General features: G+C 58.6%; 13 protein-coding genes. 12 read left to right on the plus strand and 1 reads right to left on the minus strand.

What is annotated here, in order from left to right:
- Positions 1-154 precede the first annotated feature (154 nt).
- Entirely contained in the window at positions 155-748 is a 594-nt protein-coding gene (locus DXT96_RS18780) for a TetR/AcrR family transcriptional regulator (protein ID WP_194287679.1), read from the minus strand.
- Between the two features lie 121 nt (positions 749-869).
- Here DXT96_RS18780 and DXT96_RS18785 point away from each other — a divergent pair, with 121 nt between their 5' ends.
- The 12 genes from DXT96_RS18785 (at position 870) to DXT96_RS18840 (ending at position 15,084) form a co-directional block, all read left to right on the plus strand.
- Positions 870-2,096 (plus strand): MFS transporter, encoded by a 1,227-nt coding sequence (locus DXT96_RS18785; protein WP_153515930.1) that lies wholly within the window; start codon positions 870-872, stop codon positions 2,094-2,096.
- Positions 2,097-2,389: 293 nt separating this feature from the next.
- On the plus strand, positions 2,390-3,100 hold the full coding sequence (locus DXT96_RS18790) for a GntR family transcriptional regulator (protein WP_153515931.1): 711 nt from the start codon (positions 2,390-2,392) through the stop codon (positions 3,098-3,100).
- Positions 3,101-3,130: 30 nt separating this feature from the next.
- On the plus strand, positions 3,131-4,246 hold the full coding sequence (locus DXT96_RS18795) for an ABC transporter ATP-binding protein (protein ID WP_149900753.1): 1,116 nt from the start codon (positions 3,131-3,133) through the stop codon (positions 4,244-4,246).
- Complete coding sequence (locus tag DXT96_RS18800; protein ID WP_142842962.1) at positions 4,243-5,172, plus strand: sugar ABC transporter permease; 930 nt, start codon at positions 4,243-4,245, stop codon at positions 5,170-5,172. Before DXT96_RS18795 ends, DXT96_RS18800 begins: the two co-directional genes overlap by 4 nt.
- An 11-nt stretch (positions 5,173-5,183) precedes the next feature.
- Entirely contained in the window at positions 5,184-6,065 is an 882-nt protein-coding gene (locus DXT96_RS18805; RefSeq protein ID WP_035223884.1) for a carbohydrate ABC transporter permease, read from the plus strand.
- A gap of 60 nt (positions 6,066-6,125) precedes the next feature.
- Entirely contained in the window at positions 6,126-7,655 is a 1,530-nt protein-coding gene (locus DXT96_RS18810) for an extracellular solute-binding protein (RefSeq protein ID WP_153515997.1), read from the plus strand.
- 71 nt (positions 7,656-7,726) lie between these two features.
- Positions 7,727-10,057: an alginate lyase gene (locus DXT96_RS18815; RefSeq protein WP_153515932.1), complete on the plus strand. Its 2,331-nt coding sequence runs from the start codon at positions 7,727-7,729 to the stop codon at positions 10,055-10,057.
- Positions 10,058-10,074: 17 nt separating this feature from the next.
- On the plus strand, positions 10,075-10,824 hold the full coding sequence (locus DXT96_RS18820) for an SDR family NAD(P)-dependent oxidoreductase (protein ID WP_153515933.1): 750 nt from the start codon (positions 10,075-10,077) through the stop codon (positions 10,822-10,824).
- A 16-nt stretch (positions 10,825-10,840) separates the two neighbouring features.
- Entirely contained in the window at positions 10,841-12,010 is a 1,170-nt protein-coding gene (locus DXT96_RS18825) for an SGNH/GDSL hydrolase family protein (protein ID WP_153515934.1), read from the plus strand.
- Entirely contained in the window at positions 12,007-13,041 is a 1,035-nt protein-coding gene (locus DXT96_RS18830; protein ID WP_194287680.1) for a hydroxyacid dehydrogenase, read from the plus strand. Before DXT96_RS18825 ends, DXT96_RS18830 begins: the two co-directional genes overlap by 4 nt.
- The gene (locus tag DXT96_RS18835) at positions 13,038-13,835 is read left to right on the plus strand and encodes a sugar phosphate isomerase/epimerase (protein ID WP_153515935.1); all 798 of its coding nucleotides are present in this window, start codon (positions 13,038-13,040) and stop codon (positions 13,833-13,835) included. Before DXT96_RS18830 ends, DXT96_RS18835 begins: the two co-directional genes overlap by 4 nt.
- 1 nt (position 13,836) lies before the next feature.
- Positions 13,837-15,084 (plus strand): glucarate dehydratase family protein, encoded by a 1,248-nt coding sequence (locus DXT96_RS18840; protein WP_153515936.1) that lies wholly within the window; start codon positions 13,837-13,839, stop codon positions 15,082-15,084.
- The last annotated feature ends 28 nt before the right edge of the window (positions 15,085-15,112 follow it).

Here is a 15,112-nt window from a genome sequence, read left to right on the forward strand (position 1 = left end):
AAACCACAGCCTCTCCTAGACCCGCCATATGACAGTTGGATGACTTGTTGATTGCCATGTCGTGAAAGCTTGCGCTGACGGGGAAGCTATGAGGTGGGCGCTCAAGACGCCGCCCTCCCTTCAGTCCAGAGGTGCACGCCTGAACGGACGCGCATCAGCCTTTGTGAATGCGCAATCCTTCAAGCAAGGTGCGGAAGCTCTCAACCGCCCGTTTGGAAGTCGTCTCAGGATCGTCGGAATTGGCGATCCACTGGGCGGCGCTGCTGCTTGCTGCGTTGATGAAACGGGCACACGCCTCCGGGTCGATATCGGTGATTGTCCCTTCCTGCTTCAGCACATCAAGGCTTCGCGCAACGGCGGAGATACAGCCATTGGCATTTGGCCAGCGGGAGGGATCACCGAGCACGGCCGGTCCATCGCGAAACATGATCCGCTGGATTTCCGGTTCAAGCGCCATGCGGACATAACCGACATTCTCATCGATGAAACCGTCCCACCGGGTCGCGGCTTTCGACGAAATCTCACAGAGCCTTTTCGTCATCTCCGCGTCGATCTTAGCGACAACCGCCAGCAGCAAGCCCTTTTTATCACCGAAATGGTGATAGAGCGCGCCACGGGTCAGCCCCGCCTCGGCGGTGAAGTCGTCCATCGACGCTTCAGCATAACCGATGCTGCCAAATGCCTTGCGACCGGCGGACAGAAGCTTTGCCCGTGTCTCGGCAATCATTTCACTGCGGGGTTTGCGCATTTTTTCTCCGTAGTCCACATACATCACGTATATTAGTTGACATACGCGACGTATGCAATTATTTCATTCACATACGCCACGTATGTGTGTGGTGGATACTCCCTGAAGAAGGTGCATCCCGATGTCTAATCCATACAGAGAAATTTTTAAGGCTCCGGGCGCGAAGGGCTTTTCCGCCGCGGGCTTCTTCGCCCGCCTGCCAATTGCGATGGCGCCGATCGGTATCGTCGCCATGCTTTCGCAGACCCATGGCGAATATTGGCTTGCCGGCGCCGTCTCGGCAACCTTCGCACTCACCAATGCCGCAGCCGCACCGCAGATCTCCCGCCTAGTGGATCGCAAGGGCCAAAGCAAGGTCCTCATCCCGGCCACCATCATATCTGTCATCGCTTTTGTGGTTTTGATCCTCGCCACGAACCAGAAGTGGCCGGTCTGGACCCTGTTCCTTTCAGCCTTCCTCGCCGCCGCCATGCCCAGCATCCCCGCCATGATGCGTGCCCGCTGGACGGAAATCTTCCGCGACCGGCCAGAGCTGAACACGGCCTTTGCCTTTGAATCCGCCGCAGATGAGCTGGTTTATATTTCCGGCGCATCGCTTTCCGTCGGGCTTGCAGTCTCGCTTTTTCCGGAAGCGGGCATGATGATCAGCACGGCGTCGCTGGCGCTCGGCACCTTTGCCTTCCTGCTGCAGCGGTCGACGGAACCCAAGGTGCGCCCGGTTGAAGGCGACAAACGGCAGCAATCAGCTATACGGCTGCGGCCGGTCCAGATCATTACACTTGCTCTGATCTTCGTCGGCTCGACCTTCGCCACGGCCGAGGTGAGCGCTGTGGCCATCACCAAGCAACTCGGCCAGCCGGAGGCCGCCAGCCTCGTCATCGGTGTGTATGCCATCGGCTCCTTCGTAGTCGGCCTGCTGCTTGGCGCGATCAACCCGAAAATGCCGTTACATCGCCAGTTGCTGATCGCAGTCAGTGTCCTTGCGCTTACCGCCCTGCCGCTTCTCTTTGCCACCTCCACCGTTGCCCTGCTCGCCTTTGCGGTTTTCCTCAGCGGTGTTGCAATCTCACCCATCTTCATCACCGCCTTCGGCCTGATCGAGCGCCGCGTACCGGAATCGATGCTGACGGAAGGTGTGACCTGGGTGATGACCGGCATCGGTATCGGCATGGCGCTCGGCGCCTTCATCGCGGGCTGGGTAATCGACAATTTCGGCCCCACCAACGGCTTCTGGATGTCCGTTGTTGCCAGCCTTTCGACAGTCGCCATCATTGGCCTCGGTCAGCGCAGCCTTTCCGGAGAGCAGAGATCTTCCGATCCGGCATGTGCGGCACAGCCCGCGGAATAATAAAGGCGGCAAAACAGCTGGCATTATCATGCCCACAAGGCGCTTTTAGCCGCCGCTGAAACTCCCTTCAAAATCAAAACCCTTGCACCGGAGCGATCAAAAGATCGCTCCGGTTTTTTCGGTGTGGCGCTTCCCAACCGATCATTCGCGCTTGACTCTCAAAAACACAATAGATATGTCATTACATAATCTGATATCTCAGTTTGGTAATTGATATGTCTAACGCTCTTGAATTTCCATCGCTGCCATTATCCGAACTCGTCACCCCGCGAGACTTGCCGGCTGATGGAAACATGACAAACCGGATCCATGCCCTGCTTCGCAAACTGATTGTCGAAGTGAAGCTGCTTCCCGGGCGTGCACTGTCGGAAAAGGAAATCGCAGCGCTCCTGCATGTCAGCAAGACGCCCGTGCGCGAGGCGATCATTCGCCTTTCCGAAGAAGGTTTCGTGACTGTCGTGCCGCAGGGCGGCACCTATATTTCGCCGATCGACGTGCAGCGTTACATGGAAGCCTGCTTCATCCGGTTCAAGCTGGAAGAGGGCGCCGTCATCGAGGCAACCAAGCGGCACTCGCTGGAAGACATAGCCCGTCTGAAAACCTGCATTTCCCAGCAGCGCACCGCTGCCGAGGACGAGGAATTCACGGATTTCTTCCTACTGGATGAGGAATTTCACCGCACCATCTTCGCGGCAGCCCGCCTTCCCGGCGCCTGGAGCGTCGTCAATCAGGCGAAGGGCGAAATGGACCGGATGCGCCATCTGAAGCGTGTTTTTGCGGTTCGTCGCACTGAAAAGGTGATCGAGGAGCACGAAGCGATCGTCAGCGCCATCGAGTCAGGCGATACCGAGGCCGCACGCGAAGCCGTCCAGCGCCATCTCGGATCACTCGAAACCAAGATCGCAGAACTCTCCAAGAACCCGAAGATCTGGACGTTCATCGAACAGGTCAACACGCGCGTCACGAGGAAGCGCGCTTCACGGGGGTCGAAGACGCCTGACTGAACATTCAAGGCTTTTGAGGAGGGGCCTTTCATGTCCGCAGTTCAAATCAACGACGTCGTCAAGCGCTATGGCGCCCTCGAAGTCGTCCACGGTATCAATCTTTCCATACAGCCGCAGGAATTCGTTGTCCTCGTTGGTCCTTCGGGATGCGGAAAATCCACCACGCTGCGCATGCTCGCCGGACTGGAGGACATCTCGGACGGCACCGTTTCGATGGATGGCCGGGTGGTCAACAAGGTCGCCCCGAAAGACCGCGATGTCGCCATGGTATTTCAGAACTATGCGCTCTACCCCCATCTGAGCGTGGCCGAGAACATCGCGTTCGGCCTGCGTGTCAGGGGTGAGAAGCGGGCCGTCATCGACAAGGCCGTTGCAGAAGCCGCACAGATATTGGGACTTACCGAATATCTGGCCCGCAAGCCGGCCGATCTTTCCGGCGGCCAGCGTCAGCGCGTCGCCATGGGTCGCGCCATCGTGCGCCAGCCGAAAATCTTCCTGTTCGACGAACCCCTCTCCAATCTCGATGCCAAGCTGCGCACCCACATGCGCGCCGAGATCAAGCTGCTGCACAAGCGGATGCAGGCCACCAGCATCTATGTCACCCACGACCAGGTGGAGGCGATGACGCTTGCCGACCGCATCGTCATCATGAATGGCGGCCATATCGAACAGGTCGGCTCGCCGATGGAAGTTTTCCTCGAACCGGCGAACACATTTGTCGCAAGCTTCATCGGCTCGCCGCCGATGAACCTTCTGGACGGGACGATCGAAAGCCATGATGGCCGCGTCACCGTTGTCCTCGATGGCGGCTCCGGCCAGCGCTTCAACATTCCCGATGCCTTCGCGAAGAACGCAACGGAAGGACAGGCGGTCAAGCTCGGCCTGCGACCGGAAATCATGTCGGTGGAGGCTGAAGAGGGTCGTGAAACATTAAATTGCAGCATCGATCTCGTGGAACCGCTGGGCGCTGAAGCACTGCTGCATGGAAAGGCCGATGGCCAGCCATTTATCGCCAAAGCCGAAACGCTCTATGGCGACCATGCCCTCAACGGCGTCAACCGGCTTTCCATCGATACCGCACGCGTCCACGTCTTTGATGCAGCGACCGGAAGGTCGCTCAAAAACCGGGGTGGAGCGCGGCCATGAAACAGGATTTCCAAGGGCGCCTTCACGACCTTCAGGAAGACATGCGCCGCGACTGGCAGCTCTACCTCCTGCTCGCGCCGATGCTCATCTGGTTTGCGGTTTTCCTCTACAAACCGATGTATGGGTTGGTCATCGCATTTCAGGATTTCTCGATCTTTCGCGGCATCGAAAAAAGCCCCTGGGTCGGTTTTGCGAATTTTGTGGAGCTTTTCCAGAATGACATGTTCATTCGTTCCTTCTGGAACACCATCACCATCAGCGGCCTCGGCCTGATCTTCGCCTTTCCGGTGCCGATCATTCTGGCTCTGATGTTCAACGAAATTCAAAGCGGCATTGCCCGCAGTTGGGCGCAGACGGTCGTTTACCTGCCGCACTTCATTTCGGTGGTGATCGTCGCCGGCATCGTCATCAATTTCCTCTCGCCATCGATCGGCATCGTCAATCTTATGCTGAAAGGCCTTGGGTTTGAGCCGATCTACTTCCTGACCCAGCCGGAATGGTTCCGCCCCGTCTACATCGGCTCATCCGTCTGGAAAGAGGCAGGCTTCGAATCCATCGTCTATCTCGCCGCCATCGCCGGCGTGAGCCCGACGCTTTACGAATCCGCCCGGGTGGACGGCGCGTCGCGCTGGCAGATGATGTGGCGCATCACCCTGCCCTGCATCCTGCCGACAATCGTGATCATGCTGATCATCCGCATCGGCAATCTGGTCGAAGTCGGGTTCGAATATATCATCCTGCTTTACCGCCCATCCACCTATGAGACGGCGGACGTCGTTTCTACTTTCATCTACCGCACCGGCCTGCAGGGCACCCAATATGATCTGGCGACGGCCGCCGGCCTCTTCAACGCGGTCATCGCCTTCGTCCTCGTCTATTCGGCAAATCGCATCAGCCGAAAAGTCTCTTCGACATCGCTGTGGTGAGGAGCTGAAACATGGCAAACTTCAATCTCTATTCCCGCGGCGACAAGATTTTCGGCTGGGCAAACGCCATTCTTCTCGGCCTGTTCGTCCTGTCGACGCTCTATCCCTTCATCTACGTGCTGTCGGTCTCGCTCTCCTCGGGCGCTGCCGTCACGGCCGGCCGCGTCACGCTCTGGCCCGTCGATGTCACGCTTGCCGCCTATGACCGGGTGTTGTCCGACCGGATGTTCTGGGTCGCCTATGGCAACACCTTCATCTACACCTTCGGCGGCACGCTCATGAGCCTGCTGATCATGATCCCCGGAGCCTACGCCCTTTCTCGCAAACGCCTGCGTGGCCGCACCTTCTTCAACATCGCCATCGCATTTACGCTCTGGTTCAACGCCGGCATGATCCCCTTCTTCCTGAACATGCGCGATCTCGGGCTTCTTGACAGCCGCTTCGGCATCATCCTCGGGTTTGCCGCCAATGCGTTCAACGTCATTCTGCTGCGCAATTTTTTCGAAGCCGTGCCAAAATCCTTCGAAGAGGCCGCCAAGATGGATGGCGCCAGCGAATTGCAGCTGTTGTGGAAGGTATTCATTCCACTGTCGAAACCCGCAATTGTCACCGTCGCGCTGTTCTGCATCGTGTCGCGCTGGAACGGTTATTTCTGGGCCATGGTGCTGCTGCGCGGCGAGGAAAAAATCCCGCTTCAGGTCTATCTGAAGCGCGTCATCGTCGACCTCAACTCGAACGACGAATTCGCCTCTAGCCTGCTCACCGCTCACTATTCGTTCGAGACGGTGACATCAGCGATCATGATCGCATCGATCATTCCAGTCCTTATTATCTACCCCTACGCGCAGAAGTATTTCACCAAAGGAATTCTGCTGGGTGGGGTCAAAGAGTAGCAGCACAAGGGAGGAGAACCTGTGAGAGCACTACGAAAAGGCGCGCCCCTACTGGCGTTGATGACAGCCGCAACCCTGTCCTTGCCGGCATTGGCACAGGATACGGGCAAGATCACCGAAGACCCGCTGGAACTGACGATCCATTTCCACTTCCGCGACAAATACGTCTATTCGGAAAAGTGGCCGGTGGAACAGAAGGCCGCGGAAATCACCAATATTCATGTCCGCAACGTCGCATCGCTGGCGACTACGAGCAGCCGCGATGCATTCAATCTTCTGATCGCTTCGGGCAACCTTCCCGATATCGTCGGCGGCGACGCCACCGGCGGTTTGAAGGAGGACTTCATCCGTTACGGGCTGGAGGGCGCGTTCATTCCGCTCGATGAGCTGATCGAGGAAAACGCCCCCAACCTCAAGGCGTTCTTCGACAGCCACAAGGAAATCCGCAACGCCATCTCCGGACCGGACGGCAAGCTTTATTTCATTCCCTATGTGCCGGATGGCAAGTTCTCGCGCGGCTGGTTCATCCGCCAGGACTGGCTCGACAAGCTTGGCCTGAAGCAGCCGGAAACACCGGAAGAGGTCTACGAAGTTTTGAAAGCCTTCCGCGACAAGGACCCGAACGGCAACGGCCTCAAGGATGAGGTGCCTTATTTTGCCCGTGAGGAAATCGATGCCGTCCGCCTCATCAATCTGTGGGACGCACGCGTTTCGGGATCGGAGCGATATGGCGACTTTGCCGTTTATGACGGAAAGCTGCGTCACCCCTGGGCGGAAGAAAACTACAAGACCGGCATTTCCAATGTCGCCAAGTGGTACAAGGAAGGGCTGATCGACAAGGAAATATTCACCCGCGGCGCCCGCTCGCGCGAATATCTCTTGGGCAACAATCTCGGCGGCATGACACATGACTGGTTCGCCAGCACCTCGACTTACAATGACGCCCTGTCACCGAAGATCGAAGGCTTTGCACTGAAGCCCATGCTGCCGCCCAAGACGGTTTCAGGTCAGCGTTTCGAAGATTCCCGCCGCCTGCGTGTCCAGCCCGTCGGCTGGGCCATTTCGGCGACCAACGAACACCCCGTCGAAACCATCAAATATTTCGACTTCTGGTTCTCGCAACAGGGCCGCATCCTGTCGAATTTCGGCGTCGAAGGCCTCACTTACGAAATGGTCGACGGCAAGCCGCAGTTCAAGAAGGAAATCCTCGACAACAAGGATCCCGTCAATGCTCAGCTATGGGCAGTCGGTGCGGCGATCCCGCGCGGATACTGGATGGATTACGAATATGAGCGCCAGTGGACGAACAAGATCGCGCTTGAAGGCATCGACATGTACGAGCAGTGCAACTGCCTCAAGGACGAGTTCATGGGCGTTTCCCTGAACGCCGAGGAAAAGGCGACCTTCGACCGCTACTGGCCAAGCATCCTCACCTACATGACCGAAATGCAGCAGACCTGGATTCTCGGCGCGCAGGACGTCGATACCGGCTGGGACGCCTACAAAAAGCGCCTCAGTGCCCTTGGTTACGACGAGGTCATCAAGATGATGCAATCGGCCTATGACCGCCAGTACAAGGCGGCGCAATAAACCCTCCGACCATGATGGCGGCTTTATCGCCGCCATCCTTTCCCATCTGTTTTCATAGGAGTTAGAGCGCAATGCGTCCCTCTGCCCCGGCCATCTCCAGACAGACACTTCTCGATGAACCCCGCCCGGGCTCATTGACCATTGGCTACGAGCCGAGCGAAGAAGCACAGCCGACGGAGAACCCTCCGCGATTTTCATGGCTACCCGATATCGACGACGGCGCGCGTTACGTGCTGCGCATTTCGACCGATCCCGGCTTTGCGGACAAAAAAACGCTCGTCTTCGAAGATCTCGCCTGGAATTTCTTCACACCGGATGAAGCGCTGCCGGAGGGCCATTATCACTGGTGTTATGCGCTTTGGGATCAGAAATCCGCAACAGCGCATTCCAACTGGAGCGCCGTGCGCAGTTTCGAGATCGGTGCCGCACTGCCGGAAACGCCGCTGCCCGGCCGGTCTGCCCGCCACGCCGCCGCGCAAACCAGCCATCCCCGGCTGTGGCTTAACTCCGAGCAATTGAGCGCCTTCGCCGATGCTGTTTTGAAGGACCCCAACCATTGCGGCTGGACCGAATTTTACGAAAAATCGGTTGAACCATGGCTGCAGCGGCCGGTCATGCCGGAACCGCAGCCCTATCCCAACAACATGCGTGTCGCCACGCTCTGGCGGCAGATGTACATCGATTGCCAGGAAGTGATCTATGCGATCCGGCACCTGGCCATCGCCGGCCGTGTGCTCGGGCGTGACGATCTTCTCGATGCATCCCGCAAATGGCTGTTGGCCGTCGCCGCCTGGGACCCGAAAGGGGCGACCTCCCGCGCCTATAATGACGAGGCGGGGTTCCGTGTCGTCGTCGCACTCGCCTGGGGTTATGACTGGCTGTACGACCATCTCAGCGAAGACGAACGCAAGACCGTGCGGTCCGTTCTTCTTGAACGGACGCGGGAAGTTGCCGATCATGTCATCGCACACGCCCGCATTCACGTCTTTCCCTATGACAGCCATGCGGTACGTTCGCTATCAGCTGTCCTGACACCGGCCTGCATCGCGCTTCAGGGCGAAAGCGATGAGGCGGGCGAATGGCTCGACTATACCGTCGAATTCCTCGCCACGCTCTATTCTCCATGGGCCGGAACCGATGGCGGCTGGGCGGAAGGTCCGCATTACTGGATGACCGGCATGGCCTATCTCATCGAGGCCGCCAACCTGATCCGCTCCTATATCGGTTACGATCTTTATCAGCGGCCGTTTTTCCAGAATACCGGCCGCTTCCCGCTTTACACCAAGGCGCCCGGCACCCGTCGCGCCAACTTCGGCGACGACTCCACGCTCGGCGATTTTCCCGGCCTGAAGCTAGGATACAACGTCCGGCAATTCGCCGGCGTCACCGGCAACGGTCACTATCAGTGGTACTTCGATCACATCAAGGCCGATGCGACGGGCACGGAAATGGCCTTTTACAATTACGGCTGGTGGGATCTGAACTTCGACGATCTCGTCTATCGCCACGATTACCGGCAGGTGGAAGCCGTGTCGCCCGCCGACTTGCCGGCACTCGCCGTTTTCGATGATATCGGTTGGGCCACTATCCAGAAACATATGGAAGACCCGGACCGGCACCTGCAGTTCGTCTTCAAATCCAGCCCCTATGGCTCACTCAGCCATAGCCACGGCGACCAGAACGCCTTTGTGCTTTATGCCCATGGCGAAGATCTGGCGATCCAGTCCGGTTATTATGTGGCGTTCAATTCGCAGATGCATCTGAACTGGCGGCGTCAGACACGGTCGAAAAATGCCGTGCTGATCGGCGGCAAAGGCCAATATGCGGAAAAGGACAAGGCGCTTGCCCGCCGCGCCGCCGGCCGCATCGTCTCGGTGGAGGAAAAGCCCGGCCATGTTCGCATCGTCGGCGATGCAACCGCCGCCTACCAGGTTGCGAACCCGCTGGTTCAAAAGGTGCTGCGCGAAACCCATTTCGTCAATGACAGCTATTTCGTGATTGTCGACGAGGTGGAATGTTCCGAACCCCAGGAACTGCAATGGCTTTGCCATACGCTCGCAGCCCCGCAGACCGGCAGGTCGAGCTTCCGCTACAATGGCCAGAAAGCCGGCTTCTACGGACAGTTCGTCTATTCTTCGGCTGGCACGCCGCAAATCAGCGCCGTGGAAGGTTTTCCCGATATAGACCCGAAGGAATTCGAAGGGCTCGATATTCACCACCATGTCTGCGCCACGGTTCCGGCCGCCACCCGGCATCGCCTTGTCACCCTTCTCGTGCCTTACAGCCTGAAGGAGCCGAAGCGTATCTTCAGCTTCATCGACGACCAGGGTTTTTCCACCGACATCTACTTCAGCGATGTCGATGACGAGCGTTTCAAGCTCTCACTTCCCAAGCAGTTCTAACCATACGAGGTTTTCCAATGCAGCGTTTTACCAACAAGACCGTTGTTGTCGCCGGCGCCGGCCGGGATATCGGCCGGGCATGTGCCATCCGTTTTGCGCAGGAAGGCGCCAATGTCGTTCTTACCTATAATGGTGCTGCCGATGGTGCGGCTACAGCCGTTACCGAAATCGAAAAGCTTGGCCGATCGGCTCTGGCCATCAAGGCGGATCTCACCAATGCAAGCGACGTTGAGGCAGCCATATCCGCAGCTGCCGACAAATTCGGCGAGATCCATGGCCTCGTCCATGTTGCCGGCGGCCTGATCGCCCGCAAGACAATTGCAGAGATGGATGAAGCCTTCTGGCATCAGGTCCTCGACGTCAATCTGACATCGCTGTTCCTGACCACCAAGGCCGCATTGTCCAAAATGGCAAAGGGCGGGGCGATCGTCACCTTCTCGTCGCAGGCCGGCCGTGATGGCGGCGGCCCGGGCGCTCTTGCCTATGCGACCTCCAAGGGTGCCGTGATGACGTTCACCCGCGGGCTTGCCAAGGAAGTCGGCCCTGATATCCGTGTTAACGCCGTTTGCCCCGGAATGATCTCGACCACCTTCCACGATACCTTCACCAAGCCGGAGGTGCGCGAACGGGTGGCCGGCGCGACGTCGCTCAAGCGCGAAGGGTCGAGCGAAGACGTCGCCGGTCTGGTGGCCTTCCTCGCGTCCGACGATGCCGCCTATGTCACCGGCGCCTGCTACGACATTAATGGCGGCGTCCTGTTTTCCTGATATCCCGGTAAAAACCATGTCCGTATCGTTACCAAGGGCGAGCCGGGTTGCCATTCTCGGCACCTCGCTCGTCCAGCAGAACCATATTGGCGACGCCAGCTCGCTTGCCACATCGGCACGCGGCTGGATGAGCTGGGCCGAGGTGCTGTCACATGGCAGGCTTTGTTGCCCGGTTCACCACGATCCATCCGTGCCGCCCGCCTGGGAGCCGAGTAATAGGCCCGGTGTCAGCCGGTTCTTTTCCGGCCTCAATTTCGGGGTTTCCGGCCAGAAGGCAGTCGAGATCGAACGGCGGCTGCCGCGACTGCTGCAATCGGATTTCGATCTGATCATCGTCGATGCCGGTACCAATGACATGATGGTGGAAACACGCCAGACGATTGCCGACACGCGGGCAAGGATCGCCTCAGTCCTGCTCGCCGCCGGCAAGACCGTGATCCTGCTTCCCATTCTGGCGCGAAGCGTCGGGAAATGGCCCGCGGGCGGTACGGAGCGGGCAAAGGCGCACTGGATCAACCGGCGAAGCATCGAATTTGCTGCAAACAACGCCAATTGCCATGTCTTCGACTGGAACACGGCTTGGGTCGACCCTGACAGCGAATTCGGGGAGCCATTTCCCGGCTATTCCGATGACGGAACCCATTTTTCCGTGCCCGGCGCCTTTGCCGTCGGACAATTGCTGGCGGATTATCTCGAAACGATCGTGCCCCGAGCGACTGCCCGGCTGCTGTCAAAGGATGACCGCTTCGATCCGGTAAACAATCCCGCCGGCAATCTCGCATCGGATCTTTCGGCCCGGACCGTCACCGAAACGGGTGAGCAGAACCATCGTCTTGGCGGGCAGCTTGTCCACCCCGGCACCGGCGTGTGGGTGGAAGCGATCTGCGACGTGGAGGTGCCGGCCCATGATGGCGTTCTGGGCATATCGCTGCGACTGAAAGATGTCGCAGACGAAGGACAGTCAGTAACAGCGCTCGCACCGTTCCGTGCCAATGACGGCAGGCTCTTTTCCTTTCCGTCCGCACAGTGGCAAGGCGCGTTAAGGACCCCTCCCCTGAAACTGCGGCCGGGCAAAGCACGGCCTGAGCTTTTTCTCGATGTGATCCTGCAGCCCGGTTCGCAACCGATCGAGATCGATGTTTCCAAGATCGACATCCGCCCCATTTCAAACCCGGTGCGCGCATGAAACATTCTCAGACCAAACCACGCCTGCTGATCGCCATGCGCAACGAGCTTCCCGAAGGTTTCTTCGGTTCGCGCGAATGGGCGCGGCTGAATGCCATAACGGATATCATTCCGGGTTTTCCCTATACAGATTTCGACACGGCGGAAGGTGCCGAAGCTCTCGCCGAAGCGGATATTCTGCTCGCTGCCTGGGGTACGCCATCCCTCACACGCGAACGCCTTTCGCGCGCGCCACGGCTGAAAATGCTGGCCTATGCGGCATCATCAGTGCGGATGGTCGCACCCGCAGAATTCTGGGAGACGTCCGATATTCTCGTCACGACAGCCGCATCCGCCATGGCCGTGCCGGTTGCCGAATTCACCTATGCGGCGATCATCATGTGCGGCAAGGATGTCTTTCGGCTGCGGGATGAACACAGGGCAGAGCGCGGCACCGGCGTTTTTGGCAGCAGGCGTGGCAAAAGCCTGGCCCATCTCGGTAACCATGCCCGCAAGGTCGGCATTGTGGGTGCCTCACGCATCGGGCGTCTGGTGATGGAGATGCTGGCGCGCGGCACATTCGAGATTGCCGTTTACGATCCCTTTATCTCAGCAGAAGAAGCAACTTCCCTCGGCGCGAGGAAAACGGAGTTGGACGAGCTTCTCGCATGGTCCGATGTGGTCTCGCTGCACGCGCCGATCCTGCCGGAGACGCACCATATGATCGGCGCCCGGGAACTGGCGCTGATGGCCGATCATGCCATCTTCATCAACACCGCACGGGGTTGGCTCGTCGATCACGAGGCATTGCTGGCCGAGGCGCTTTCCGGGCGGCTGCGTATCCTGATCGACACGCCTGAACCCGAACCCCTGCCAACGGACAGCCCGTTTTATGACCTGCCCAATGTCGTGCTCACCCCTCATATAGCCGGGGCGCTGGGTAACGAACTACGTGCACTTTCCGATCTTGCCATTACCGAGATTGAACGCTTCGTGGCAGGGCAAGCGCCCCTCCACCCGGTCCACAAGCAGGATATGGAGCGTATGGCATGAGCGGCTCCAACTATTGTTTTTCGACCCTCGGCTGCTCCGAACTCAGCCTGCATGAGACCGCCGATCTGGCAGAGCGCCATGGTATAACAAGCGTGGAATTGCGCGCACTATCCGGCACCATAGATCTGATCGCCGCGCTCGTTGCCGAGTTCGGCACCCCTGCCCGATTTGCGGCCTTCCTGACCGAACGCAACCTCAGAATTGCCGCTCTCAACACATCCATGCGGCTGTTCGGCAGCAGCAGTCTCTCCGAGCTCGATCCCTTCATTGACTGGGCGGAAGCTGCCAACATCGCCTATCTGCGGATATTTGACGGTGGCAAAAAAATTGGGGCGGAGGAGCTGGATCGCGCAGCGGCGCTGCTGGACGAGTGGCAAGGTCTGCGGCAATCACGCGGGCTGAATGTCGAGCTGATGATCGAAACCCATGATGCGCTGGCCGATTTCGATCAGCTGCTCGCGTTTCTGGAATACGTGCCGACGGCCCGGATATTGTGGGATACCCATCATACATGGGCCAGGGGCACCGATCTCAAAACCCTTTGGCACCATATCGCGAAAAACGCCGTCCACCTGCACGTCAAGGACAGCACGGCGGATAAAGACGGAAAACGGCGCTACGTCTTGCCCGGAGAGGGCGACTTTCCCATCGCGGAACTGCTTTCGTTGCTCCAGCCGGACGAACGAAAATTTCCCCTCAGCCTCGAATGGGAGCGCCACTGGCACCCTCAACTGCCACCATTGGAAGACGCGCTGAAGGCTGCGCGCCACTGGTGGCGACAAGGAGTTTCTTGACATGCGCATAGCCGAAATCCACCTCACTCCGGTCGCCATTCCCGACCGGCCATTGCTGAACTGCAAAGGCGTCCACCAGCCCCATGCGCTGCGCACCATCATCGAAGTCATATGCGACGACGGCACGATCGGGCTTGGGGAAAGTTACGGCAGCATCAAGGCGCTGGACGGGTTGCGCCGCGCCGCGCCAGCCCTCATCGGCTTGGACCCGTTTCATCTTCACGAACTGAAATCGCGTGTCATCGCAGCCTTGCCGGGCGGTGGCGGCATCAATGCCAAATCGGCTGTCGCCGATCACAAGCTGACGGATGTGGTTGCCTCGGCCTTCGAAGTCCCCTGCCTCGACATTCAGGGCAAGCTGCTCGGGCGGCCGGTTTCAGACCTGCTCGGCGGCGCGGTTCGCACAAGCGTACCTTTCAGCGCCTATCTCTTTTTCAAATTTGCAGGCCATATCGGCGAAGCGGCGGATGAATGGGGGGAGGTTCTGACCCCTGACCAGATGGTAGGCGAAGCCCGCAGGATGGTCGACACGTACGGTTTTCAATCGTTGAAACTGAAGGGCGGCGTGCTGCATCCCGATCTCGAGATCGAGACAATGCTGAAGCTGCGACAAGCCTTTCCGCACCATCCCCTGAGGATCGATCCCAATGGCGGCTGGACGGTGGAAACGGCCATCTACATTGCCCGCAAGCTTGAAAATATTCTGGAATATCTTGAGGACCCGGTCATTGGCATGGACCAGATGGCGCAGGTGGCGGCCGCAACCTCAATCCCGCTCGCCACCAACATGATCGTTCTGGAATTCGACCAGATCGCCACCGCCTTCCGTAAAAATGCCGTGCAGATCGTGCTGTCAGATCACCATTATTGGGGCGGATTGCGCGCTTCGACCCATCTTGCAAAGACCTGCGAGACATTGGGGCTTGGTGTTTCCATGCATTCCAATTCCCACCTCGGCATCACCCTTGCGGCGATGGTGCATGTGGCCGCCGCAACGCCGAACCTTAGTTTCGATTGTGACACACATTACCCATGGACAGGCGTCGATGTGATCGAGGGTACCCCTTTCACATTCCGAAACGGTCGTCTGGATGTGCCGACAGCGCCCGGACTTGGCGTCAGCCTCAATCGGCAGAAGCTCACCGAACTTGCTGCTCTTTATGAGCAGACCGCGATGAAGGAGCGTGACGACACAGCCTACATGAAGCTCTTCGACCCCGCCTATGAAAGGCGTGTGCCGCGTTGGTAATCTTGCATGGCCAGAACTCGACTGGGCG

Origin of the sequence: Agrobacterium sp. ICMP 6402, assembly GCF_009498615.1 — a bacterium.
GTDB classification, from domain to species: domain Bacteria; phylum Pseudomonadota; class Alphaproteobacteria; order Rhizobiales; family Rhizobiaceae; genus Agrobacterium; species Agrobacterium burrii.